Below are 22,802 nucleotides of genomic sequence, written 5' to 3'. Positions count from 1 at the left end.
ATTTTCGAGTAAGCCCTGCTGAGACTCAAATGCTTAAGTGAACAGCATTACGACTTGTTCGGGGCGTTTTTTTTGCGCAGAAAAAGACGAAAAAGACTCTTCCCACCAACACGAGACCGGGAATAGGCCGAACAACTAACGCCAGTCAGCTAATTGCGGGAGCGGGCTTGCTCGCGAAGGTGATATGCCAGGCAACATTGATGTCGACTGATACTCCCTCTTCGCGAGCAAGCCCGCTCCCACAGGGATTGCACTTAACTGATTGGCATTGGGCTTCGCGACCACTTCAGAAGCACCCATAACGAAAAATGCCCCGTATCTTTCGATACGAGGCATTTTCTTGAATCGCCAGCCTGAACAGGCTGGCGTTTCGGCATCGGAAGCTGGACTTAAGCCAGTTTTTCCTTGATGCGAGCTGCTTTACCGGACAGGTCACGCAGGTAGTACAGCTTGGCTTTACGTACGTCACCGCGACGTTTAACGGCCATGCTGTCGATTTGCGGGCTGTAGGTCTGGAAAGTACGCTCTACGCCAACACCGTTGGAGATTTTACGAACGGTGAAAGCACTGTTTACGCCGCGGTTACGCTTGGCGATAACTACGCCTTCGAACGCTTGCAGACGCGAACGATCGCCTTCCTTCACTTTCACCTGAACGACAATGGTGTCGCCCGGGGCAAAGGTAGGGATCTCTTTGGTCATCTGCTCTGCTTCGAGTGCAAGGATGATTTTGTTAGTCATGCTGTGCTCCTAAGGTAAATCGTCGGATCTACCATCGATACGTTGTTAACTATCGTCCCGCTCGCGGATGTATTCCTCGAGCAGCTTCTTCTCTTCTCCAGAAAGCGAGCGGCTTTCCAGAAGATCGGCGCGTCGTTCAAAGGTCCTACCAAGGGACTGCTGTAAACGCCAACGCCGGATATGCGCGTGATTGCCACTTAGCAATACGTCGGGAACACGCTGATCCGCATACACCTCCGGTCGGGTGTAGTGCGGGCAATCCAGCAAACCATCCGTAAAGGAATCTTCCTCGGCGGAGTCCGCATGCCCTAAAGCTCCAGGCAGCAGTCGTGTAACCGCATCGATCAGGACCATCGCCGGCAGCTCACCGCCAGACAGTACATAGTCGCCAATCGACCACTCTTCATCGACATGAGCATCAATAAAACGCTCGTCAATGCCTTCATAGCGGCCGGCAATCAGGATCAATGCATCCAGATTCGCCAACTCGCGTACCGCCGACTGAGTCAGTTGACGGCCTTGGGGGGACAGGTAAATCACCTTCGCCGCCTCCCCGGCTGCTGCCTTGGCCTGAACCAACGCATCTTCCAGGGGCTTGATCTTCATCACCATGCCCGGACCACCGCCAAATGGGCGATCATCCACAGTGTGATGTCGATCCGTCGTGTAGTCTCGCGGATTCCAACAGGTAAGCTGCAACAGCCCCTGTTTCACCGCCCGACTGGTGATGCCGTACTCGCTGATGGCGGAGAACATCTCGGGAAACAAACTGATCACTTCTACGCGCAGGTTAGCCACGTTTAGAAGTCCGCATCCCATTCCACCTTCATCTCGCCCGCGGCAAGGTCGACAACCAACACGCATTGCTCCGTATAGGGCAACAGGCGTTCGCGATCATCCAGGCTGCCAGCGCAAGGCTTGACCACCATTACATCATTGGCGCCGGTTTCCAGAAGATGATCGATTTTCCCGAGCAATTGCCCGAGTTGATCAATAACCTTCAGACCTTCCAGCTGGTACCAGTAGTACTCGCCGTCGGTCAATTCAGGGAACAGGTTGCGCGGCACACAGATCTCATAACCAGCCAGAAGACGCGCTTCTTCACGATCATCAAGACCCTTGAGCTTTGCGACCAGGAACTTGTCGTTCCCACGTCCGCTGACCAGCTCGACCTGCTTCACATTGCCTTCGCGCTTGAGCGTCCAGGTTTTGTACTGCAACAGGTTTTCAGTCGGATCAGTAAAGGAATAAACCTTCACTTCGCCGCGAACGCCATGAACAGAATAAATTTTGCCAATAACGATCAAATCATCGGCAACAGCTGGCGTCGCGTTCATATTGCTCAGGCCGCAGCCTTAGCAGATTCCTTCAACAACTGAGCAACGCGCTCAGAAGGTTGTGCACCAACGCTCAGCCAGTAGGCTACGCGCTCTTGGTTCACGGACAGACGAACTTCTTGACCACGAGCAACAGGGTTGAAGAAACCAACCTGTTCCTTGTGCGAACCGTCGCGCGGGTTGCGGCTGTCGGTTACGGTCAAGTGGTAAAACGGGCGCTTTTTGGAGCCGCCAAGGGCAAGACGGATTGTTAGCATGTGAACATCGTTCCTGTAGTCGGTGCTGCAAATCTAAAGGCACAGCGGGCATAGGTGCCCGAAAGGCCGCATATTCTAAGGAATATCCGGACTTTTGCAAATGTCTTTTTCCGGCGGCCTATCGGTCGCCATCCAGATTTGCTATAGAGCCGTCGTTGAAAACGGCCAGTCAGCTCCCGCCAAGCGCGGGTTTGCTGGAGATCCCACTTCCATGTGGGCAGCGCCGACATGACTGCCGGCGCGAATTTTTTACATTTTCGGCATGCCGCCGCCGGGCAACATACCGCCCATGCCGCGCATCATTTTGGCCATTCCGCCTTTCGCGGAGAACTTCTTCATCATCTTCTGCATCTGCTTGTGCTGCTTGATCAAGCGACCGATGTCCTGCACCTGAGTGCCGGACCCCATGGCGATCCGACGCTTGCGCGAACCGCTGATCAGCTCAGGGTCGCGGCGCTCGGCCGGGGTCATGGAGTTGATGATGGCTTCCATCTGCTTGAACTGCTTCTCTGCCGCGCCCTGGGCGTTGCCCATTTGCGCCAGATTCACACCACCGATGTTCGGCAGTTTGTCCATGAGGCCGCCGAGGCCGCCCATGTTTTTCATCTGTTGCAGCTGATCGCGGAAGTCTTCGAGGTCGAAGCCCTTGCCCTTCTTCAGCTTCTTGGCCAGTTTATCGGCCTTGTCTTTGTCGAGGGTCTGTTCGGCCTGCTCGATCAGGCTGAGCACGTCGCCCATGCCGAGGATGCGCGAAGCGATACGCTCAGGATGGAACGGCTCGAGCGCTTCGCTCTTCTCGCCCATACCGATGAACTTGATCGGCTTGCCGGTGATGGCACGTACCGACAGCGCGGCACCGCCACGGGCATCGCCGTCGACCTTGGTCAGGATCACACCGGTCAGCGGCAGCGCATCGCCGAAGGCCTTGGCCGTGTTGGCGGCGTCCTGGCCGGTCATGGCATCGACCACGAACAGGGTTTCGACCGGGTTGATCGCGGCGTGCAGCGCCTTGATCTCGCCCATCATCTCTTCGTCGATGTGCAGACGACCGGCGGTATCGACGATGACCACGTCGATGAATTTCAGTTTTGCTTCTTTAATAGCTGCTTGCGCGATGTCGACCGGCTTCTGGCTCAGGTCGGACGGGAAGAAGGTAACGCCAACTTCACCCGCAAGCATTTCAAGCTGCTTGATCGCCGCCGGACGGTAAACGTCCGCGGACACGACCATGACCGACTTCTTCTTGCGCTCTTTAAGGAAGCGCGCCAGTTTGCCGGCGGTGGTGGTTTTACCCGCACCCTGCAGACCGGCCATCAACACGACGGCAGGAGGAACGGCGCTCAGGTTCAAGTCTTCGTTGGCCGCGCCCATCAGGCTTTCGAGTTCGGCCTGGACGATTTTCACGAAGGCCTGGCCCGGCGTCAGGCTGCGCGACACCTCGGTGCCGACTGCGCGTTCCTTGACCGAGTTGACGAAGTCTTTGACCACCGGCAAGGCGACGTCGGCTTCGAGCAACGCCATGCGCACTTCGCGCAGAGTGTCTTTGATGTTGTCCTCGGTCAGTTTGGCTTTGCCGGTGACATGGCGCAGCGTCTGCGAGAGACGGTCGGTTAAGTTTTCAAACATTGCGCGATCCTTTCAGGCCCTGTGTAGACCGGGATAATGGCGGCCCAGACCGGAATAAACATGTGCTCGGCGAGCCTGCGGCGTGGGCAGGTCGCGGATTATAGCGAAGACTGCGTCTGGCGGACACCTCGCCGTCAGGTTGCATGGTCTTTCGTGCTGTAGGGGTTCTATGCCAAACTCAGCGCCTTTCGGGCTTGCCTAACAGGATTTATGCTCCCCTTGTCACCCAGTTTGCTTACCACCCTCGCCGCCGCCTGCTTATATGCCGCTGCGACCCTCTATCAAGGCACTCGTCTGGCCACCGGCGCCAAGGCGAACAAGCGCCTGCTGGTCACGCTCGGTGTGCTGGCCGTGCTGGCCCACAGCGTCAGCCTGATCACCTATCTGCTGACACCGATCGGCCTGGCCCTGGACTTTTTCAGCGCCGCCAGCCTGATCGCCGCGGCGGTTATTGCCCTGACCCTGCTGGCCTGTTCGCGGATTCCGGTGGAAAACCTGCTGCTATTGCTGTTCCCGCTGGGCGCCGCCACCGTGCTGCTGGCACAGTTCGCCCCTGCCGGTACGGTGCAGATCATTGACGAAGAGCCAGGCATTCTCGCCCACATCCTCTTGTCGATCCTCGCTTACGGCATGTTCACCATCGCGGTGTTCCAGGCTTTGCTGCTGCTGGTTCAGGACCATCAGCTCAAACACAAGCATCCGTCCGGGCTGATCAAGAACTTCCCGCCACTGCAAACCATGGAAAGCCTGCTGTTTGGTTTCCTCTGGGCCGGCTGGAGCCTGCTGTCGCTGTCGCTGATCTCCGGCTGGCTGTTCGTCGAGAACCTGTTCGCCCAGCACCTGGTGCATAAAACCCTGCTGGCGTGCCTGGCCTGGATCGTGTTCAGCGTGCTGCTTTGGGGGCGCAACCGCCTCGGCTGGCGCGGGCACAAAGCCATCCGCTGGACCCTTGCCGGTTTTTGCCTGCTGATGCTGGCGTACTTCGGCAGCAAGCTGGTCCGCGAATACATTCTGCATATCTGACGGGCGGCATTAATGGACGACTTGCCCATAGGGCCGATGCTCGCGGTGCTGGCCCTGCTGATTTTATGGTCGGGGCTGTTTACCGCCATCGAAATTGCACAACAGCAATTGCTGGCCCAGCGCACGGCCTCGCGCTCGAGCGACAAACCCGTGGCCAAGCTGAGTTTCCCGCTCAGCAGCCTGATCCTCTGCAACACCCTGTGTCGCGCGCTGGTGGTGGTCATCAGCACCTTGCTGGCGATTTTCACCTGGGCACAGAACGGTCCATGGATTGCCTGCCTCGGTGCCAGTGCGGTGCTGCTGGTGTTCGCCGACTACCTGCCGCGCACCCTTGCCGTGCGCTATCCGGATGCCGTCCTGACCCTGGGCAACACACTGCTTGGCATACCCTTGAAGATCGTCTACCCGGCGGCCTGGCTTCTCAATGCCATCAGCCAACTGCTGATGCGACCATTCGCCCGCAAAATCAATGTGGTGCAGCAAAGCGAAGACGAGATACCGTCAGATCGGCGCGACGATCACGAACACACAGCCAGTCGCCCGCATTCGCTGTCAGGTATCCACGCGCTGGATAACATCACGGTCAACGATATTCTGGTGCCGCGCAGTGACGTCGACGGAATCAATCTGGACGACTCTCTCGAAGAAATCATCGAGCAACTGCGCCATAACAGACGCACCCGCCTGCCGGTATTCCACAGCGACATCAATCAGGTCGAAGCGGTGCTCAACACCCGACAGATCCGTCATTTGCTGCCGGATTCAAGCCTGACCCTGGAAGCGCTGCTGGCAGCCAGTCACGAACCGTACTTCGTACCGGAAAGCACCCCGCTGCAGCTGCAATTGCTGAACTTTCACAAGCAGCAGCGACGTTTGGGCATGGTGGTCGACGAATACGGAGAAGTGCTGGGCATCGTGACCCTGGAAGACATTCTCGAAGAAATCGTCGGTGAATTCGAAAGCCAACACAGCCTGGATAACCCGCACATCCATCCGCAGGCCGATGGTCGCCTGGTCATCGAGGGTGCGGCGTCGATTCGCGAATTGAACAAAAGCCTTGGCTGGCACTTGCCCAGCGATGGTCCGAAAACCCTCAACGGGTTGGTGACCGAGGCACTGGAAACGATTCCGGACAGTGCGGTTTGCCTGAAGATCGGGCGTTATCGGCTGGAGATTCTGGAGACGGAAGACAATCGCGTCACGCGGGTGCTGATCTGGCATACCAGCGCAGTGCCTGCCCTCGTCCGTTAGCTCAGCAAAAGATTGCAGCCTCGCTTCGCTCGACATCTCCTACAGTTTGGAATGCGCTCCCTTGTAGGAGCTGTCGAGCGAAGCGAGGCTGCGATCTTTTTAAATATCTATGCCCTTGTTCGATCGTTAGCCACCTTCCTATAATCAAGCCGCTTACCCAAGCCCCCGCCGAACCACGTGCTTACCCCGCACGCAGCAGGTTCCGGCCAGATCATCGACAATATCCGCACCACCGCGACGACTGTTCCTACCTTGAACAGCGACCGTATTTCAACCCACATCCCTGGGTATTCGACCATAATAATTCGCTCCACTGGGGCACATGACTGTCAGGGATTACCGCATGACGACCAGCACAACGTTCAGCGACACCGCGCCTGTCCAACCCACCAACTCCGCCACCCGGGTAGCCACCGCGAGTTTCATCGGCACGGCCATCGAGTTCTACGACTTCTACGTCTATGCCACTGCGGCAGCGCTGGTGATCGGTCCGGTGTTTTTTCCGCAGACCTCCGGCACCGCCCAGATGCTGTCGGCGTTCCTCACCTTCGGTATCGCCTTCCTTGCACGGCCACTGGGTTCGGCGCTGTTCGGCCACTTCGGTGACCGCATCGGGCGCAAATCGACACTGGTCGCCTCCCTGCTATTGATGGGCGTGTGTACCACGCTGATTGGCGTACTGCCGGGTTACGACAGCATTGGCGCCTGGGCGCCGATCCTGCTTTGCGTGCTGCGCTTCGGCCAGGGCCTGGGGCTGGGCGGTGAATGGGGCGGCGCCGCATTGCTGGCCACGGAGAACGCGCCCAAAGGCAAGCGCGCCTGGTACGGCATGTTTCCGCAACTAGGCCCATCGATCGGGTTTCTGGCGGCCAACGGCCTGTTCCTGACCCTGGCCATGAGCCTGAACGACGAGCAGTTCCGCTCGTGGGGCTGGCGGATTCCGTTCCTGCTCAGTGCCGCGCTGGTGATGGTCGGCCTGTACGTGCGCCTCAAACTCCACGAGACCCCGGTGTTCGCCAACGCCATGGCTCGCCAGGAGCGGGTGAAGATCCCGTTGGTCGAGCTGTTCAGCCAATACTGGGCGCCGATGCTGCTGGGGGCCGGCTCGATGGTGGTGTGCTACGCGTTGTTCTATATCTCGACGGTGTTTTCGCTGAGCTATGGTGTGTCGACGCTCGGCTATACCCGCGAAACCTTCCTCGCTCTGCTGTGTTTCGCCGTGCTGTTCATGGCGGCCGCGACACCGCTGTCAGCTTGGGCCAGTGATCGTTTCGGGCGTAAACCGGTGCTGATCATCGGGGGCGTGCTGGCTATTCTGTCCGGATTCCTGATGGAGCCGCTGCTGACCCAAGGCTCGACCTGGGGCGTGGCGCTGTTCCTGTGCATCGAACTGTTTCTGATGGGCGTGACATTTGCGCCGATGGGCGCGCTGCTGCCAGAGCTGTTTCCGACCCACGTGCGCTATACCGGTGCATCGGCCGCCTACAACCTGGGCGGCATTGTCGGAGCCTCGGCGGCGCCGTTCTTTGCGCAAAAACTGGTAGCGATGGGCGGTTTGAGTTATGTCGGCGGGTATGTATCGGGGGCGGCGGTGCTGAGCTTGATCGCGGTGCTGTGCCTGAAGGAGACGCGGCATAACGATTTGAATCGGGTGGCCTGAAGAAAAGGCAAAAGCTTCGCGAGCAAGCCCGCTCCCACAGGGGACCACGTTCTGTCAGAAAGAATGCGGTTCAATGTGGGAGCGGGCTTGCTCGCGAATGGCGCGCCTTGGTTTAGAGCTCTACAACAACAGCCTGAGAAGCACGGGTCGCTTTAGCCCGTGCGGCCTCGATCGACTCATCACGTGCCAACGCCACACCCATTCGACGCTGGCCATTGACCTCAGGCTTGCCGAACAGACGCAACGCAGTATCCGGCTCGCTCAGCGCAGCGCCCAAATTGGCGAATGCGGTCTGAGTCGACTGCCCTTCCACCAGAATCACCGCCGAAGCCGAAGGCCCGAACTGACGAATCAAGGGAATCGGCAGGCCCAGGATCGCCCGTGCATGCAGCGCGAACTGCGACAGGTCCTGGGAAATCAGGGTCACCAGACCGGTGTCATGCGGGCGCGGCGAAACTTCGCTGAACCAGACCTGATCACCTTTGATGAACAGCTCGACGCCAAACAGACCACGACCACCCAAGGCTTCGGTCACGGCTTTGGCAACGCGCTCGGATTCAGCCAGAGCAACCGGGCTCATGGCTTGTGGCTGCCAGGATTCCTGGTAGTCGCCCTTCTCCTGACGGTGGCCAACCGGCGCGCAGAACGTAGTGCCGCCAACGTGACGCACGGTCAGCAGGGTGATTTCGTAGTCGAAGTCGATGAAGCCTTCGATGATCACGCGACCTTTACCGGCGCGGCCGCCTTCTTGAGCGTAATCCCAGGCCTTCTGCACGTCATCGACACTGCGCAGCAGGCTCTGGCCTTTGCCCGAGGAACTCATGACCGGCTTGACCACGCATGGGAAACCCAGATCGTCGACAGCCTTGCTGTAGTCCTCGAAGGTATCGGCGAAGTAGTACGGCGACGTCGGCAGGCCCAGCTCTTCAGCGGCCAGGCGACGGATGCCTTCGCGGTTCATGGTCAGCTGTGCGGCGCGAGCGGTCGGGATCACGGTGAAGCCTTCGGACTCCAGTTCCACCAGGGTCGCGGTGGCGATGGCTTCGATTTCCGGCACGATGAAGTCCGGCTTCTCGGCTTCGATCACTGCACGCAGAGCGGCGCCGTCGAGCATGTTGATCACATGGCTGCGATGGGCGACTTGCATGGCCGGCGCATTGGCGTAGCGATCGACGGCAATCACTTCAACGCCCAGGCGTTGCAGCTCGATCACCACTTCCTTGCCCAACTCACCACAACCACACAGCAATACGCGGGTCGCGGTTGGCGACAATGGAGTTCCGATACGGGTCATCTCAGGTCCTCAAGAAGCGGATCATCGAGGGAAGCACGCTTCCCATGGGGAGAAAGCGCGGCATTTTACATGAACCTGAGGGTTTGGCTTCAGCTGACGACGGTCTGATTACGCAAGCGCCAGGCCATGATCAGCCATACGACCGTCACACCTGCGAACTTCGAGCCCATGGCGGTGAGAATCACAGCCGGAGTGAACGCATCGATCATGCCGAAGAAGATGAAGGTGTCCAGCGGAATGCTCAGCGCCGAACTTATCCACAGGCGATCGTGCAATGGACGCTTGGTGATGCTGAACACCAGCCAGTCGATGCACTCAGACACAGCGAATGCGATGGCGCTGGCCAGCGCGATGGAGGGGTCGGAAGTGACGTAGGACAGTACCAGCGCCACCAGCATCGCCGCGATCGCGCCGTGGCCGAAGCGGGTTTGCACCATGTCCCGCAACACGAACACCAACCCACCCCAGGCCGACCAGATGATGTCCAGGTGCGGAGCGCTGGAAAAGGCGTAATTGATCAGCACGACGCTGCTGATGTAGGTGATCAGGAAGAACATGGGGCGGGGGGATACCTGTCAATTTGGTGCATAGGGTACTTCATCTCCAGCGCACAGATCACCTGTGGCGAGGGAGCTTGCTCCCGCTGGGTAGCGAAGCGGCCCTGAAATCAGCGGATGCGGTGCGTCAGATAGAACGTAGTCGGTTTGGGGGCTGCTTCGCAGCCCAGCGGGAGCAAGCTCCCTCGCCACAAAAACGCCAAACGACTCAGGATTTGGATTTGGAGGGCAACATCCAGATCAACCCGCTCGACTTCGCCCGCTCATGACACAACCCCAACACCTTGCGCCGTTCTGCGTTGTCCATCCGGCTCCAGCGGGTGATTTCTTCCACCGTGCGCTGACACCCGGTGCAAATGTCATCCTCATCCAGCGCACAAATGCTCACGCACGGCGATGGGACCGGTCGCTCGATGGCGCTCATTCTTCCTGCTCGACCAGATCGCGAGCATAACGCTGCGAGTTATGCACATAGTGGGCGGCGCTGGCTTCGAGCATCTTCTTTTGCGGCTCGGTCAACTCGCGTACGACTTTGCCCGGTGAGCCCATGACCAGCGAACCGTCCGGAATTTCCTTGCCCTCACCGATCAGCGAGTTGGCGCCGATGATGCAGTTCTTGCCGATTTTCGCGCCGTTGAGGATCACCGCATTGATGCCGATCAGGCTGTAATCGCCCACCGTGCAGCCGTGGAGCATGGCGTTGTGGCCGATGGTCACGCCGGTACCAATGGTCAGCGGGTAGCCCATGTCGGTGTGCATCACGGTGCCGTCCTGCACGTTGCTGTTCTTGCCGATCAGGATCAGTTCGTTGTCGCCACGCAACACGGCGTTGAACCAGACGTTGGCGCCCTCTTCCAGTTTGACCTTGCCCACCAGCACGGCATTGGGGGCGACCCAGCTCTGCGGATGGGTATCGACGCGGGCGTCGCCCAAGCGGTATTTCATCTTTTTTTCCTCAAGGCTCAGACTGCCGCGGGTTCACGGATTCACGCCATACGCGCGATGGCTTCAGGTTTTGATAAAACTCTTGGGTGGTTGATGCAGGCTGATTTTCGCGTCATAGAGCAGGTTGATCAACTCAACGATCATGATCGCCGTCAGCCCCCAGATCTTGTACTCGCCATAACGGTAGCTCGGCACGTACCAACTGTGGCCCTGATAGTCGATGCGGTGGGTATGCTCACGCGGGTCTTTGCGGAAGAACTCCAGCGGCACGCTGAACACCGCGGCGATCTCGGCATCGTTGGCCAGGTATTCGACGAAATCCGGAATCACGCCGACATAGGGCGTGACCTTGATGCCATGCAGGGAGATCAATGGGCTCAGCGGGCCGATCACTTCAACCAGCCCTGGTGGCAGGCCGATTTCTTCTTCGGCTTCGCGCAGGGCGGTAAAAATCAGGTCAGGGTCTTCGGGGTCGCGTCGACCGCCGGGGAAGGCAACTTCGCCGCCATGGGTCGAGAGCCCGCTGGCGCGAAGGGTCAGGACCAGTTCCGGTTCGTCACTGCGCGTGATAGGCACCAATACCGCGGCTTCGGGGAAACGTCGGTCGGTTTCCAGCGTATGCGGCGTGTGATTGCTTACCCGGTGCAGTAGCTCGTCCAGCATGAGTCTTCTCGATCTGTGCCTTACCCTGCATCATGCACCAATCACACCGGCCGCCCAAGCCCCGAACAGCCTCATGTCGCGAAACGACAACTTGCCGACCGACACCGCTGCACGCCAAGATAGGCGCAGCATTCAGGAACCCAAGCATGAAATTTTGCAGCCAATGCGGTAACCCGGTGATCCAGCGTATTCCCGAAGGCGATTCGCGCCTGCGTTTTGTCTGCGACAGCTGTCATACCATCCATTACCAGAACCCCAATATCGTCGCCGGTTGCGTGCCGACCTGGGGTTCGAAGGTGTTGCTGTGCCGGCGCGCCATCGAGCCACGGCTCGGTTACTGGACCCTGCCCGCCGGTTTCATGGAGAACGGTGAGACCATCGAACAGGCCGCCATTCGCGAGACCGCCGAAGAAGCCTGTGCCCGGGTGCGTAACCTGAGTATCTATACGCTGATCGACGTGCCACACATCAGCCAGGTGCATGTGTTCTTTCGCGCCGAGCTGGTGGACCTGGATTTTTCCGCGGGTCCCGAGAGCCTGGAAGTGCAACTGTTCGAAGAAGCCGACATCCCTTGGGGCGAACTGGCTTTCCGCACGGTGGGGCGTACCTTAGAATGCTTCTTCGCTGACCGGCGGACCGAGGTCTACCCTGTGCGGTCCGAATCGATCCCGCCGCTGGTCCAACCTGCCATCATTTAAAGCTCCTACCCATAAAAGCACCTGTAAAATAAATAGTCGCGACACCTCTTAGGGATATCGTTTCAATGCGCTGGTTGCTTGCTGTTTTTTGCTTGTCGTTCGTCACTGTCACCCAGGCTTCCTCCGCGGAAACGCTGGACGGCAGAGTCATCGAAAAAGTTCTGGTTCTCAAATCAGCCCATCAATTGCAATTGATCAATGATGGCAAGCCGATCAAGACCTATCGCATTTCCCTGGGTAAACGCCCCAAAGGGCCGAAGCTGATGGAGGGCGACAAACGCACCCCCGAAGGCTTTTATTGGGTGGACTGGCGCAAGATCAGCGACCGTTTCAACCTGGCGATGCACATCTCCTACCCCAACATCAGCGACTCCGCCCGCGCCCGGCGCGAAGGCGTCGAGCCTGGCGGCATGATCATGATCCACGGCACCCCTGACACCGAAGACAACCCCGAAGACCTGTTCCACACCCTGGACTGGACCGATGGCTGTATCGCCATGCGCAACATGGACATGCGCGAAGTCTGGGGCCTGGTGCCGGACGGCACGATGATCGAGATTCGCCCTTAACGGTTACCTTCAATTCAAGGCTGGCTAGAAGCTTCTGTGGCGAGGGAGCTTCTGTGGCGAGAGAGCTTGCTCCCGCTGGGCTGCGAAGCGGCCCCAAAGTTCCATCTGAAACCGCATTCGCTAATCGAGGGCCGCTTCGCGCCCCAGCGGGAGCAAGCTCCCTCGCCACCGCCTTACTTTCCATCCATGCTCTAGCCGCTTCCTTCGGTCGGCATCGAAAAATAAATTCAAAAATCGCAGCCTTCGGCAGTGCCTACAGCGGAATCAGCATCAATCCAGAGAGGTCCAAACTGACAGCGCCGTCAGTTACCGGTCACCTTCCTGACGGGCTAACAGGTTTATAAAGGAAGGTATAAACCTGACAAAACTCCGACCACTTTGCCCGGCGCCCCACTCGCATGCGAATTCAGAAAAAAACCGCCCTGTTCGCCGCCCTTCTGATCGTCCTGGCAGCGCTGGGCGTGTGGTACGCCGCCAAACCCGCCACGACCAAACTGGTCACCTCCACCGCCATCCCCGTGCGAGTGGTCAGCGTCGCCGAAAAAGATGTGCCCCGCTACATCAGCGGCATCGGCTCGGTGCTGTCGCTACACAGCGTGGTTGTGCGCCCGCAGATTGACGGCATCCTCACCAAACTGCTGGTCAAAGAAGGCCAATTGGTGAACCAAGGTGACCTGCTGGCCACCATCGACGACCGCTCGATCCGCGCCAGCCTCGATCAGGCCCGGGCGCAACTGGGCGAAAGTCAGGCGCAACTGCAAGTGGCTCAGGTCAACCTCAAACGCTACAAACTGCTGAGCATCGACGACGGCGTGTCCAAGCAGACCTACGACCAGCAACAAGCGCTGGTCAACCAACTCAAAGCCACCGCCCAAGGTAACCAGGCCTCGATCGACGCTGCTCTGGTGCAGCTTTCCTACACACAGATTCGCTCCCCGGTCACCGGTCGCGTCGGTATTCGCACAGTGGATGAAGGCAACTTCCTGCGCATGACCGACACCCAAGGCTTGTTCACCGTGACCCAGATCGACCCGATCGCCGTGGAGTTTTCCCTGCCGCAGCAAATGCTGCCAACCCTGCAGGGCCTGATCAACGATCCACAGCACGCGCCAGTCAAGGCTTACATCGGCGCCGACACCGATGGCGAAACCGGCAACCTGCTGGGCGAAGGTCATCTGACCCTGATCGACAACCAGATCAACGCCAACACCGGGACCATCCGCGCCAAGGCCGAATTCGCCAACCCCGCACAGAAACTCTGGCCGGGCCTGCTGGTAACGGTAAAGATTCAGACAGCGCTGGATAAAAATGCGCTGGTGGTGCCGCCCACCGTCGTACAACGTGGCCTCGATCAACATTTCGTCTACCGGGTCAATGGCGACAAGGTCGAAGCCGTTCAGGTGCAGATGGTTTATCAAGGCAGCGGCCAGGACATCATCAAAGGCGTGAAACCGGGCGATGTGCTGGTCAGCGACGGCCAGTCGCGGCTCAAACCTGGCTCGACCGTGCAGGTAGTGACCGACCCGCCGCAAGTGGTGCAATCGGAGCCGAAACCATGAAGGGCCATGGCTCGGTTTCCGCGTGGTGCATCGATCATCCGGTGGCGACGGTCCTGCTGACCTTTGCCTTGGTGCTGCTCGGTGTCATCGCCTTCCCGCGCCTGCCGATTGCGCCACTGCCGGAAGCGGAATTCCCGACCATCCAGGTGGCCGCGCAACTGCCCGGCGCCAATCCCGAAACCATGGCCTCGTCGGTGGCCACCCCGCTTGAAGTGCAATTCAGCGCCATCCCCGGTGTGACCCAGATGACCTCGAGCAGCGCCCTGGGCTCGACCATCCTGACCCTGCAATTCACCCTCGACAAAAGCATCGACACCGCCGCGCAGGAAGTCCAGGCCGCGATCAACACCGCCGCCGGCAAACTGCCCAAAGACATGCCGAACCTGCCGAACTGGCGGAAGGTCAACCCGGCCGACAGCCCGGTGCTGATCCTCAGCATCAACTCGCCGCAAATGCCCGGCACCGAGGTCAGTGACCTGGTGGAAACCCTGCTCGCCCGTCAGATCAGCCAGATCGACGGCGTAGGCAATATCAACATCACCGGTCAGCAACGTCCGGCGATCCGCGTGCAGGCCTCGGCGGACAAACTCGCCGCCATTGGCCTGACCCTGGCAGACATTCGCCTGGCAATCCAGCAGACCAGCCTCAACCTGGCCAAAGGTGCGTTGTATGGCGAGTCGAGCATTTCGACCTTGTCCACCAACGACCAATTGTTCCACCCCCAGGAATACGGTCAGCTGATTGTTTCCTACAAGGACGGCGCACCGGTTCATCTCAAGGATGTGGCCAAAGTCGTCAACGGTTCGGAAGATGCCTACATCCAGGCGTGGGCTGACGGTGAGCCGGGGGTGAACCTGGTGATTTTCCGGCAACCGGGGGCCAACATCGTCGAGACCGTCGACCGCATTCAAGCGGCCCTGCCGACGCTGGAGGCCATGTTGCCGGCCTCGGTGCAGGTCAAAGTGTTGATCGACCGCACCCAGACCATCCGCGCTTCGCTGCATGAAGTGGAAGTTACCCTGCTGATCGCGATCCTGCTGGTGGTGGCGGTGATGGCGCTGTTCCTGCGGCAGTTGTCGGCGACCCTGATTGTGGCGTCGGTGCTCGGTGTGTCGTTGATCGCCAGTTTTGCCCTGATGTACATCATGGGCTTCAGCCTGAATAACCTGACGCTGGTGGCGATCGTGGTGTCCGTCGGGTTTGTGGTGGACGATGCGATTGTGGTGGTGGAAAACATTCACCGCCATCTGGAGGCCGGCGACGGCATGCGCGAGGCCGCGATCAAGGGGGCCGGCGAGATCGCCTTTACCGTGGTCTCGATCAGTTTCTCGCTGGTGGCGGCGTTCATTCCGCTGCTGTTCATGGGCGGCGTGGTCGGGCGGCTGTTCAAGGAATTCGCCCTGACCGCCACCTCGACCATCATGATTTCCGTGGTGGTGTCCCTGACGCTGGCGCCGACCCTGGCCGCGCTATTCATGCGCGCGCCGGTGCATCACGCCCACGGCAAGCCGGGTTTCGGCGAACGCTTGCTGGCGCTGTACGAGAAAGGCCTGCGCCGTGCCCTCGCCCATCAGAAATTGATGATCGGTGTGTTCGGCCTGTCCCTCGGCCTGGCGGTCGCCGGGTACATTTTCATTCCGAAGGGTTTCTTCCCGGTGCAGGACACCGGTTTCGTCCTCGGCACCACCGAAGCGGCGGCGGACATTTCCTACGGCGACATGGTGAAAAAACACCTGGCGATGGCCGAAATCGTCGCCGCCGATCCTGCCGTCGAGACGTTCTCACACTCGGTCGGCGTTTCGGGCAGCAACCAGACCATCGCCAACGGGCGGTTCTGGATTTCGCTGAAAAAACGCGGCGACCGCGATGTGTCCGCCAGCCAGTTCATCGACCGGATTCGCCCACAGCTGATGAAAGTCCCGGGCATCGTGCTGTACCTGCGCGCCGGGCAAGACATCAACCTCAGCTCCGGCCCGAGCCGCGCCCAGTACCAATACGTGCTCAAGAGCAACGACGGGGCACTCCTGAGCACCTGGACCCAGCGCCTGACGGAAAAACTGCGCAGCAACCCGGCGTTCCGCGACATTTCCAACGACCTGCAACTGGGCGGCAGCATCACCCACATCAGCATCGACCGCAGCGCTGCGGCGCGTTTCGGCCTGACCGCCAGTGATGTCGACGAAGCGCTGTACGACGCCTTCGGTCAGCGGCAGATCAACGAATTCCAGACCCAGACCAACCAGTACAACGTGATTCTGGAGCTGGACACCAAACAGCGTGGCAAAGCCGAAAGCCTCAACTATTTCTACCTGCGCTCGCCGCTGAGCGGGGAAATGGTGCCGCTATCGGCCCTGGCGAAATTCGCTGCGCCAACCATCGGCCCGTTGTCCATCGCTCACGACGGGATGTTCCCGGCGGCCAACCTGTCGTTCAACCTGGCGCCCGGCGTCGCGTTGGGTGATGCGGTGATCATGCTCAATCAGGCCAAGACCGACATCGGCATGCCGGTAGCCATCAGCGGTAATTTCCAGGGCGCGGCCCAGGCGTTCCAGAGTTCGCTGGCCAGTCAGCCGTGGCTGATTCTGGCGGCGCTGGTGGCGGTGTACATCATTCTTGGCGTTCTGTACGAAAGCTTCGTACACCCGCTGACCATCATCTCGACCCTGCCCTCGGCGGGGCTCGGGGCGGTGATCATGCTGTGGATCTGCGGCCAGGACTTTTCGATCATGGCACTGATCGGGCTGGTGCTGCTGATCGGCATCGTCAAGAAAAACGGCATTCTGATGATCGACTTCGCGCTGGACGCCCAGCGCAACCGTGGCCTGCCGCCGGAAGAGGCGATCTATGAGGCGTGTATGACGCGGTTCCGGCCAATCATCATGACCACCCTCGCCGCCCTGCTCGGCGCCCTGCCGCTGATGCTCGGCTACGGCACCGGCGCCGAACTGCGCCAGCCATTGGGCATCGCTGTGGTCGGCGGCTTGCTGGTGAGCCAGGCGCTGACGCTGTTCACTACGCCGGTCATATACTTGTGGCTCGAGCGGCTATTCCATCGACCTAAACCAGCACCGCAACCGGCGCTGGCGACCACAGACTGAGGCGGGGTCATGCGCGTTCTGATTATCGAAGACGAAGAAAAAACCGCGGATTATCTACACCGCGGCCTGACGGAACAGGGTTACACCGTGGACGTGGCTGGCGATGGCGTCGAAGGCCTGCACCTGGCGCTGGAAAACGACTACGCGGTGATTGTCCTCGACGTCATGTTGCCAGGCCTCGACGGCTTCGGCGTATTACGTGCGCTGCGGGCACGCAAGCAAACGCCGGTGATCATGCTCACCGCCCGCGAGCGGGTGGAAGACCGCATCAAAGGCCTGCGCGATGGTGCCGACGATTACCTCGGCAAACCGTTTTCCTTCCTCGAACTGGTGGCGCGCCTGCAAGCGCTGACCCGTCGCAGCGGCGGCCATGAACCGGTGCAAGTGAGCATCGCCGATCTGTGGATAGATTTGATCAGCCGCAAGGCCACCCGCGCCGGCACTCGCCTGGACCTGACCGCCAAGGAGTTTTCGCTGCTCAGCGTGCTGGCGCGGCGACAAGGGGAAATCCTCTCGAAAACCGCCATCGCCGAGATGGTCTGGGACATCAATTTCGACAGCGACGCCAACGTGGTCGAAGTCGCGATCAAACGCCTGCGGGCCAAACTCGACGGGCCGTTCGAAGAGAAATTGCTGCACACGATTCGTGGCATGGGTTATGTGCTGGAGAGCCGTGGTGTCCAGTAATTCTATTGCCCTGCGTTTGAGCGGGATGTTCACGCTGGTGGCGCTGCTGGTGTTCATGTTGATCGGCGGTGCGCTGTATCAACAGGTCGACAAGGGTTTGGGACTGCTGCCCGAAGCCGAGCTGGATGCGCGTTACAGCGTGCTCGAATCGGCGCTCAACCGTTACGGCACGCCCGAGCATTGGGTGAAGATCAACGCCAAGCTCAAGCTGCTGAGCGAAGAAGACAAGCGCATCCGCTTTTGGGTGGTCAGCGGCAATCCCGGTTATGAATACGGCCAACCCGATGCGCCGATCCGCGCTTTCGCCCAAGGCCCGTTGGGCATGCGCGACATGGAATTGCCCGACCATCCATACCCGCTGAAGGTATTGGTCACTGAGCTGCCGGCCAAGGACCAGCGCCCGCCGCTGCGCTTCATGATCGGCATCGACACCGAAACCTTTTACGAGACGCAGCACCACTTGCTGATCGCCCTGATCAGCCTGGCGATCGTGGGTGTATTGCTGGCTTCGCTACTCGGTTACTGGGTGGCCCGGATCGGTCTAAAACCGCTGATCAAGTTGTCGCAGGAAGCCCAGCGCCTGGCGCCGCCGAGGTTGTCCGGGCGCCTGCAATTGTCGCCATTGCCACCGGAACTGAATCAGTTTGTCAGCTCGTTCAACGCCACTCTGGAACGGGTCGAACAGGCCTATTCGCGGCTGGAATCGTTCAACGCCGACGTGGCCCATGAACTGCGCTCGCCGCTGACCAACCTGATCGGCCAGACCCAGGTTGCGCTGACACGCGGACGTTCGGCCGAACACTATTTCGAAGTGCTGCAATCGAACCTCGAAGAGCTGGAACGGTTGCGCTCGATCATCAACGACATGCTGTTCCTCGCCAGCGCCGACCAGGGCAGCAAGGCCACCAAATTGACGTCCACCTCATTGGCCGACGAAGTGGCGACCACGTTGGAATATCTGGATTTCATTCTTGAAGATGCGCAGGTTCAGGTCGAGGTCAGTGGTGATGCGCAGGTGCGAATCGAGATCGCCCATCTGCGCCGGGCATTGATCAACTTGCTGAGCAACGCGGTGCAGCACACCGAGCCCGGGCAAGTGATTCAAGTACGGATCGAAGTCGAAGAGCATCAGGTCAGCATCGGCGTCGCCAACCCGGGATCGCCGATTGCCAATGAGCACCTGCCGCGATTGTTCGAGCGCTTCTACCGGGTCGATGCATCGCGCAGCAACAGTGGCAACAACCATGGCCTGGGGCTGGCAATCGTCAAGGCGATTGCGTTGATGCATGGCGGAGATGTGTTTGTGCGCAGTGATCATGGGATGAATACTTTCGGGATTCATCTCCCGGTTTAATCCCCACCCCGATCCCTGTAGCGAGCGAGCTTGCTCGCACTGGGCTGCGACGCGGCCCCAAAACATGCGACTGCATTCAATCAGACACACCGCACATTCCGATTATCGACTGCTGCGCAGCCGAGCGGGAGCAAGCTCCCTCGCCACAAAAAGCCAAACTATCTACAGCTGCGCACTCTTACCTAAAGCGCAACAGTCCTTTCTGCAACCCGCTCTTTTTCCCCTCGCCCAAGCCCCTTATCGTTGCCCCATCAAACAGCACTTGCCAAGCAAGAAGGTTTAAAGATGTCCAACAGTATGGGTATTGCCAGCGCTTTTGTTTTGTCTTCCTTGTTTCTGTCTCCGTTCGCCATGGCTGAAGAGTCGCAGACATTCGTCGCGCAAAACACCGCGCGAGCTTACGAACAGTCTCAAAGCGAACTGACGGCCAAGGCCCAGGAAGCTGCGCCAACCCCTCAAGCGTCGAGTACTCAAGCCCTGCCACAGGTTGAGAACGACAGCTGATCCTTACGTATCACCTTGTTTCCCTCGACACTTTTCATCGGCTCTTCCCTTTGAAAAATTGTCTTCAAAGCCGCTGCTATCAGCGGCTTTTTTTTCGCTGTGGCGTTGAACCTGCTCAGTGGGTTCCCGGTAATTATCGACTACCCGCCGAATGTCTTCTAAGCTTCCATTAGCAAAAGGCCAGCATGTTTTGCTGGCCTTTTTTTTATCCGGCATTTATACAGGCGCTCCGGACGCGACCGGTTTCTGGGACTCTGCCCGAATTTTGTAAAAGAACTTTCATAACGCCTTATTTGCAGAAGTCAGAACCATGAGTGTGAGCAGTGCGAATTCTCAACATCCGATCCGTTCGACAGGATCGGAGCGGCTTTTGGTTCTCAGCAGTTTGTTGTTGGTGGTTGCGATACTTAGCATCGTGACCTTCCTGCTGATCCGTGAACGCGCCAACGCCGAATTATCCGCCGCTCGCGCCGCCAACAATATCGTGCAATTGATCGATGCCGACGTGCTGCGCAATGTCGAACTCTATGACGTGTCCCTGTTGGGCTTGATCGCTGCCTCCCAGCGAGAAGACCTCAAGAGCGTTTCTCCAGCCATTCGCCATCTGGCCTATTTCGACCGCGCCACTGCCGCGCCGTACAAGGGCAATATTTTGTTGCTCGACAACAAGGGCGACGTGATTGCCGACTCGGCCTCGGTGGAGCCCAGGCAAGGCAATTATGCCGATCGCGAATACTTCCAGTCTCACGTGAACAATCCGGACCCGGGCATGTTCATCAGTCCCCCCTTCAGAGCCAGGTCGCCCGAACAGGATTGGCGTATCAGTTTCAGCCGGCGGGTGAACGGCTCCCAGGGTGAGTTCCTGGGCGTGGCCGAAGCCGCCATGCGCTTGAGCTACTTCGATCAATTGTTCAACAGTTTGAGTATCGGCCGTGACAGCACGGTCAATCTGATCAGCAAGGACGGGACGCTTCTGGCTCAGCAACCACGTCTGGCCGAAGAGCTGATCGGCAAGAACTTCAGTAACCGTCCCAATTTCCAGCGCATCGTCAAGGAAGGCAACGGCAGCTTTACCAGCATGTCCGATCGATACCATGACAAGCGCCTTTACACCTTCTCCAAGGTCGGAAACTTACCGTTGATCGTCATCGTTGCGCTGTCCAGTGATGAGGTTTTTGCGGCCTGGAAACGTACTGCGGTGGTGGTCAGTTTTGCGACCATTGCGCTGTGCGTGAGTCTGCTGTGGCTGACCTGGTTGCTCTGCCGGGAATTGCGTCGCCGCCAGAGTGCCGAACAGGAACTGGCACAACTGGCCGCTACCGACCCCTTGACCGGCCTGGCCAACCGTCGAAGCCTGGATCAGGCCCTGCGCCATGAATGGTTTCGCGCCCAACGTTCCGGCCTGCCATTGTCGGTGCTGATGATCGATGTCGATCACTTCAAGGCGTTCAACGATCGCCATGGCCATCAGGGTGGCGATGATGCCTTGCGCTGGGTGGCCAAGGTGATCAGCACTCATGTTCGACGGCCGGCGGATCTGGTCGCCCGTTACGGTGGCGAGGAGTTTTCGGTGATCCTGGCTGAAACCGACAGCACCGGCGCGCAACAGATTGCCGACAACGTCCGCGCAGCGGTGGAGCAGTTGCCGTTGGTGGGGGGTGATGAGTCGCCAATTACTGTCAGTATCGGTATCAGCACCTGGACGACGGCAACCGATATCAGCCTGGAGCAGTTGCTGTTTGCGGCGGACAAGGCGCTGTATCAGGCCAAGGAAAATGGGCGGAATCGGGTGGTTGCCGACTGACCATTTGTAGTGGATCGACTGGCCTCTTCGCGAGCAAGCCCGCTCCCACATGGGTACGCGGTCTACTGTGGGAGCGGGCTTGCTCGCGAAGGGGGCAGCCCGGACGCCACAAAAAACCGGATCATAAAAAAAGGCCACCCGAAGGTAGCCTTTAAAAAACTAGAGAGGTTTTTTGCTTACACGGCCGCAACAGGACGCATGTAAGAGATCGGTGCAGTGCTGGCGTCTTCGAAAGTCACGACTTCCCAAGCATCTGTCTGCTCAATCAACTTGCGCAGCAGCTGGTTGTTCAATGCATGTCCGGACTTGAAGCCCTTGAACTCACCAATCAGGCTATTGCCCAGCAGGTAGAGGTCACCAATTGCATCGAGGATCTTGTGCTTCACGAATTCGTCTTCATAGCGAAGGCCGTCTTCGTTCAGTACACCATCCGCGTCGACCACAATAGCGTTTTCAACGCTGCCGCCGAGTGCGAGGTTGTGCTTGCGCAGGTACTCGATGTCACTCATGAAACCAAAGGTACGGGCGCGGCTGACTTCTTTTACGAACGAAGTGCTGGAAAAATCCACGCTTGCACTTTGTGTGCGGTCACGAAAAACCGGGTGATCGAAATCGATCTCGAAGCTCACTTTGAAACCTTCGAAAGGGACGAAAGTGGCGCGCTTGTCGCCGTCTTCCACTGTCACTTCCCGCAAGATCCGGATGAACTTCTTGGCGGCGTCCTGTTCTTCCAGGCCGGCCGATTGAATCAGGAATACGAAGGGTCCAGCGCTACCATCCATGATCGGGACTTCGGACGCGGAGAGCTCGACGTAGGCGTTATCGATGCCCAGGCCAGCCATGGCCGAGAGCAGGTGCTCCACCGTGTCCACTTTGACGTCACCGTTAACAAGCGTGGTCGACATAGTGGTTTCGCCGACGTTTTCCGCGCGGGCAGGAATCTGCACCACAGGGTCGAGGTCAGCACGACAAAACACAATGCCGGTGTCGACGGGCGCTGGCTTGAGGGTCAGGTAGACCTTCTCCCCGGAGTGCAGGCCGACACCTGTGGCACGGATAATATTCTTCAGGGTGCGTTGTTTTATCATGGCATGGGCCGCTTCAGCGCAAATTGCGAACTGGTATCAACAAAGGCTGGCGATGATAGCAGACCAGACCTTTGCTGAACACCAATCA

23 protein-coding genes are annotated in these 22,802 nt (G+C 59.0%); 11 read left to right on the top strand and 12 right to left on the bottom strand.

The genetic code is table 11. From position 1 onward, the window contains the following. Window positions 1-389: 389 nt before the first annotated feature. The 5 genes from rplS to ffh all read right to left on the bottom strand — a co-directional run bounded on the left by rplS (window position 390) and on the right by ffh (window position 3,960). Window positions 390-740, bottom strand: a complete 351-nt coding sequence (gene rplS / locus BK662_RS11965; RefSeq protein WP_003175895.1) for a 50S ribosomal protein L19 — start codon at window positions 738-740, stop codon at window positions 390-392. Between the two features lie 45 nt (window positions 741-785). Further along, window positions 786-1,559: a tRNA (guanosine(37)-N1)-methyltransferase TrmD gene (trmD, locus tag BK662_RS11960; RefSeq protein ID WP_173667518.1), complete on the bottom strand. Its 774-nt coding sequence runs from the start codon at window positions 1,557-1,559 to the stop codon at window positions 786-788. Continuing rightward, window positions 1,541-2,077, bottom strand: coding sequence for a ribosome maturation factor RimM (rimM, locus tag BK662_RS11955; RefSeq protein ID WP_123358223.1), 537 nt, complete (start codon window positions 2,075-2,077; stop codon window positions 1,541-1,543). Before rimM ends, trmD begins: the two co-directional genes overlap by 19 nt. Before the next feature lie 5 nt (window positions 2,078-2,082). Then, on the bottom strand, window positions 2,083-2,334 hold the full coding sequence (gene rpsP, locus BK662_RS11950; RefSeq protein WP_003198088.1) for a 30S ribosomal protein S16: 252 nt from the start codon (window positions 2,332-2,334) through the stop codon (window positions 2,083-2,085). A gap of 249 nt (window positions 2,335-2,583) precedes the next feature. Beyond that, window positions 2,584-3,960, bottom strand: coding sequence for a signal recognition particle protein (ffh, locus tag BK662_RS11945; protein ID WP_008014733.1), 1,377 nt, complete (start codon window positions 3,958-3,960; stop codon window positions 2,584-2,586). Between the two features lie 210 nt (window positions 3,961-4,170). Here ffh and BK662_RS11940 point away from each other — a divergent pair, with 210 nt between their 5' ends. The 3 genes from BK662_RS11940 to BK662_RS11925 all read left to right on the top strand — a co-directional run bounded on the left by BK662_RS11940 (window position 4,171) and on the right by BK662_RS11925 (window position 7,894). Then, window positions 4,171-4,983 carry a cytochrome C assembly family protein gene (locus tag BK662_RS11940; RefSeq protein WP_030129838.1) on the top strand — a complete coding sequence of 271 codons (813 nt, stop codon included), beginning with the start codon at window positions 4,171-4,173 and terminating at the stop codon, window positions 4,981-4,983. 12 nt (window positions 4,984-4,995) lie between these two features. Continuing rightward, a complete protein-coding gene (locus tag BK662_RS11935) occupies window positions 4,996-6,234 on the top strand; it encodes an HlyC/CorC family transporter (RefSeq protein ID WP_123358222.1) in 1,239 nt (412 codons plus the stop codon). 343 nt (window positions 6,235-6,577) lie between these two features. Continuing rightward, complete coding sequence (locus BK662_RS11925; protein ID WP_123358220.1) at window positions 6,578-7,894, top strand: MFS transporter; 1,317 nt, start codon at window positions 6,578-6,580, stop codon at window positions 7,892-7,894. A gap of 112 nt (window positions 7,895-8,006) precedes the next feature. On the opposite strand, the gene purT is transcribed toward BK662_RS11925, so the two are convergent. The 5 genes from purT to BK662_RS11900 all read right to left on the bottom strand — a co-directional run bounded on the left by purT (window position 8,007) and on the right by BK662_RS11900 (window position 11,353). Continuing rightward, a complete protein-coding gene (gene purT / locus BK662_RS11920; protein ID WP_123358219.1) occupies window positions 8,007-9,188 on the bottom strand; it encodes a formate-dependent phosphoribosylglycinamide formyltransferase in 1,182 nt (393 codons plus the stop codon). 89 nt (window positions 9,189-9,277) lie between these two features. Beyond that, window positions 9,278-9,745, bottom strand: coding sequence for a 7-cyano-7-deazaguanine/7-aminomethyl-7-deazaguanine transporter (locus BK662_RS11915; protein ID WP_123358218.1), 468 nt, complete (start codon window positions 9,743-9,745; stop codon window positions 9,278-9,280). Window positions 9,746-9,953: 208 nt separating this feature from the next. Beyond that, window positions 9,954-10,169, bottom strand: coding sequence for a DUF1289 domain-containing protein (locus BK662_RS11910; RefSeq protein WP_123358217.1), 216 nt, complete (start codon window positions 10,167-10,169; stop codon window positions 9,954-9,956). Further along, window positions 10,166-10,690: a gamma carbonic anhydrase family protein gene (locus BK662_RS11905; protein WP_003221962.1), complete on the bottom strand. Its 525-nt coding sequence runs from the start codon at window positions 10,688-10,690 to the stop codon at window positions 10,166-10,168. Before BK662_RS11905 ends, BK662_RS11910 begins: the two co-directional genes overlap by 4 nt. Window positions 10,691-10,753: 63 nt before the next feature. After that, window positions 10,754-11,353, bottom strand: a complete 600-nt coding sequence (locus BK662_RS11900; RefSeq protein WP_123358216.1) for a CoA pyrophosphatase — start codon at window positions 11,351-11,353, stop codon at window positions 10,754-10,756. A 146-nt stretch (window positions 11,354-11,499) separates the two neighbouring features. On the opposite strand from BK662_RS11900, the gene BK662_RS11890 reads away from it, so the two are divergent. The 7 genes from BK662_RS11890 (at window position 11,500) to BK662_RS11860 (ending at window position 19,822) form a co-directional block, all read left to right on the top strand. Next, window positions 11,500-12,051 carry an NUDIX hydrolase gene (locus BK662_RS11890; RefSeq protein WP_123358214.1) on the top strand — a complete coding sequence of 184 codons (552 nt, stop codon included), beginning with the start codon at window positions 11,500-11,502 and terminating at the stop codon, window positions 12,049-12,051. 65 nt (window positions 12,052-12,116) lie between these two features. Next, the gene (locus BK662_RS11885; protein WP_123358213.1) at window positions 12,117-12,620 is read left to right on the top strand and encodes a L,D-transpeptidase family protein; all 504 of its coding nucleotides are present in this window, start codon (window positions 12,117-12,119) and stop codon (window positions 12,618-12,620) included. A gap of 398 nt (window positions 12,621-13,018) precedes the next feature. Continuing rightward, complete coding sequence (locus BK662_RS11880; RefSeq protein WP_123358212.1) at window positions 13,019-14,179, top strand: efflux RND transporter periplasmic adaptor subunit; 1,161 nt, start codon at window positions 13,019-13,021, stop codon at window positions 14,177-14,179. Then, window positions 14,176-17,277 (top strand): multidrug efflux RND transporter permease subunit, encoded by a 3,102-nt coding sequence (locus BK662_RS11875; RefSeq protein WP_123358211.1) that lies wholly within the window; start codon window positions 14,176-14,178, stop codon window positions 17,275-17,277. The genes BK662_RS11880 and BK662_RS11875 overlap by 4 nt, the downstream gene beginning before the upstream one ends. Window positions 17,278-17,286: 9 nt before the next feature. After that, on the top strand, window positions 17,287-17,964 hold the full coding sequence (locus BK662_RS11870) for a heavy metal response regulator transcription factor (RefSeq protein WP_123358210.1): 678 nt from the start codon (window positions 17,287-17,289) through the stop codon (window positions 17,962-17,964). Further along, window positions 17,954-19,318 carry a heavy metal sensor histidine kinase gene (locus BK662_RS11865; RefSeq protein WP_123358209.1) on the top strand — a complete coding sequence of 455 codons (1,365 nt, stop codon included), beginning with the start codon at window positions 17,954-17,956 and terminating at the stop codon, window positions 19,316-19,318. Before BK662_RS11870 ends, BK662_RS11865 begins: the two co-directional genes overlap by 11 nt. Before the next feature lie 285 nt (window positions 19,319-19,603). Further along, entirely contained in the window at window positions 19,604-19,822 is a 219-nt protein-coding gene (locus BK662_RS11860; RefSeq protein WP_123358208.1) for a hypothetical protein, read from the top strand. Window positions 19,823-19,825: 3 nt separating this feature from the next. Here the strand turns inward: BK662_RS11860 and BK662_RS34640 are convergent, their stop codons facing one another. Next, complete coding sequence (locus BK662_RS34640; protein WP_148057928.1) at window positions 19,826-20,038, bottom strand: hypothetical protein; 213 nt, start codon at window positions 20,036-20,038, stop codon at window positions 19,826-19,828. 94 nt (window positions 20,039-20,132) lie between these two features. Here BK662_RS34640 and BK662_RS11855 point away from each other — a divergent pair, with 94 nt between their 5' ends. Then, window positions 20,133-21,626, top strand: coding sequence for a sensor domain-containing diguanylate cyclase (locus tag BK662_RS11855; RefSeq protein WP_123358207.1), 1,494 nt, complete (start codon window positions 20,133-20,135; stop codon window positions 21,624-21,626). A 176-nt stretch (window positions 21,627-21,802) separates the two neighbouring features. Here the strand turns inward: BK662_RS11855 and lpxC are convergent, their stop codons facing one another. Then, entirely contained in the window at window positions 21,803-22,714 is a 912-nt protein-coding gene (gene lpxC, locus BK662_RS11850) for a UDP-3-O-acyl-N-acetylglucosamine deacetylase (protein ID WP_007939852.1), read from the bottom strand. Between the last annotated feature and the right edge of the window lie 88 nt (window positions 22,715-22,802).

Origin of the sequence: Pseudomonas frederiksbergensis (genome assembly GCF_003732275.1) — a bacterium.
GTDB classification, from domain to species: domain Bacteria; phylum Pseudomonadota; class Gammaproteobacteria; order Pseudomonadales; family Pseudomonadaceae; genus Aquipseudomonas; species Aquipseudomonas frederiksbergensis_H.
This window is presented reverse-complemented; position numbering and strand designations above follow the sequence as displayed.

Excerpts from the sequence above, each read along its gene's own strand:
- BK662_RS34640 (WP_148057928.1), bottom strand. The coding sequence starts at position 20,038 with ATGCCGGATAAAAAAAAGGCCAGCAAAACATGCTGGCCTTTTGCTAAT.
- BK662_RS11935 (WP_123358222.1), top strand. The coding sequence starts at position 4,996 with ATGGACGACTTGCCCATAGGGCCGATGCTCGCGGTGCTGGCCCTGCTG.
- BK662_RS11880 (WP_123358212.1), top strand. The coding sequence starts at position 13,019 with ATGCGAATTCAGAAAAAAACCGCCCTGTTCGCCGCCCTTCTGATCGTC.
- purT (WP_123358219.1), bottom strand. The coding sequence starts at position 9,188 with ATGACCCGTATCGGAACTCCATTGTCGCCAACCGCGACCCGCGTATTG.
- BK662_RS11900 (WP_123358216.1), bottom strand. The coding sequence starts at position 11,353 with ATGCTGGACGAGCTACTGCACCGGGTAAGCAATCACACGCCGCATACG.
- ffh (WP_008014733.1), bottom strand. The coding sequence starts at position 3,960 with ATGTTTGAAAACTTAACCGACCGTCTCTCGCAGACGCTGCGCCATGTC.
- BK662_RS11910 (WP_123358217.1), bottom strand. The coding sequence starts at position 10,169 with ATGAGCGCCATCGAGCGACCGGTCCCATCGCCGTGCGTGAGCATTTGT.
- BK662_RS11905 (WP_003221962.1), bottom strand. The coding sequence starts at position 10,690 with ATGAAATACCGCTTGGGCGACGCCCGCGTCGATACCCATCCGCAGAGC.
- BK662_RS11890 (WP_123358214.1), top strand. The coding sequence starts at position 11,500 with ATGAAATTTTGCAGCCAATGCGGTAACCCGGTGATCCAGCGTATTCCC.
- lpxC (WP_007939852.1), bottom strand. The coding sequence starts at position 22,714 with ATGATAAAACAACGCACCCTGAAGAATATTATCCGTGCCACAGGTGTC.
- BK662_RS11885 (WP_123358213.1), top strand. The coding sequence starts at position 12,117 with ATGCGCTGGTTGCTTGCTGTTTTTTGCTTGTCGTTCGTCACTGTCACC.
- rimM (WP_123358223.1), bottom strand. The coding sequence starts at position 2,077 with ATGAACGCGACGCCAGCTGTTGCCGATGATTTGATCGTTATTGGCAAA.
- BK662_RS11915 (WP_123358218.1), bottom strand. The coding sequence starts at position 9,745 with ATGTTCTTCCTGATCACCTACATCAGCAGCGTCGTGCTGATCAATTAC.
- BK662_RS11940 (WP_030129838.1), top strand. The coding sequence starts at position 4,171 with ATGCTCCCCTTGTCACCCAGTTTGCTTACCACCCTCGCCGCCGCCTGC.
- trmD (WP_173667518.1), bottom strand. The coding sequence starts at position 1,559 with ATGGGATGCGGACTTCTAAACGTGGCTAACCTGCGCGTAGAAGTGATC.
- BK662_RS11855 (WP_123358207.1), top strand. The coding sequence starts at position 20,133 with ATGAGTGTGAGCAGTGCGAATTCTCAACATCCGATCCGTTCGACAGGA.
- BK662_RS11875 (WP_123358211.1), top strand. The coding sequence starts at position 14,176 with ATGAAGGGCCATGGCTCGGTTTCCGCGTGGTGCATCGATCATCCGGTG.
- rpsP (WP_003198088.1), bottom strand. The coding sequence starts at position 2,334 with ATGCTAACAATCCGTCTTGCCCTTGGCGGCTCCAAAAAGCGCCCGTTT.
- BK662_RS11925 (WP_123358220.1), top strand. The coding sequence starts at position 6,578 with ATGACGACCAGCACAACGTTCAGCGACACCGCGCCTGTCCAACCCACC.
- rplS (WP_003175895.1), bottom strand. The coding sequence starts at position 740 with ATGACTAACAAAATCATCCTTGCACTCGAAGCAGAGCAGATGACCAAA.
- BK662_RS11860 (WP_123358208.1), top strand. The coding sequence starts at position 19,604 with ATGTCCAACAGTATGGGTATTGCCAGCGCTTTTGTTTTGTCTTCCTTG.
- BK662_RS11870 (WP_123358210.1), top strand. The coding sequence starts at position 17,287 with ATGCGCGTTCTGATTATCGAAGACGAAGAAAAAACCGCGGATTATCTA.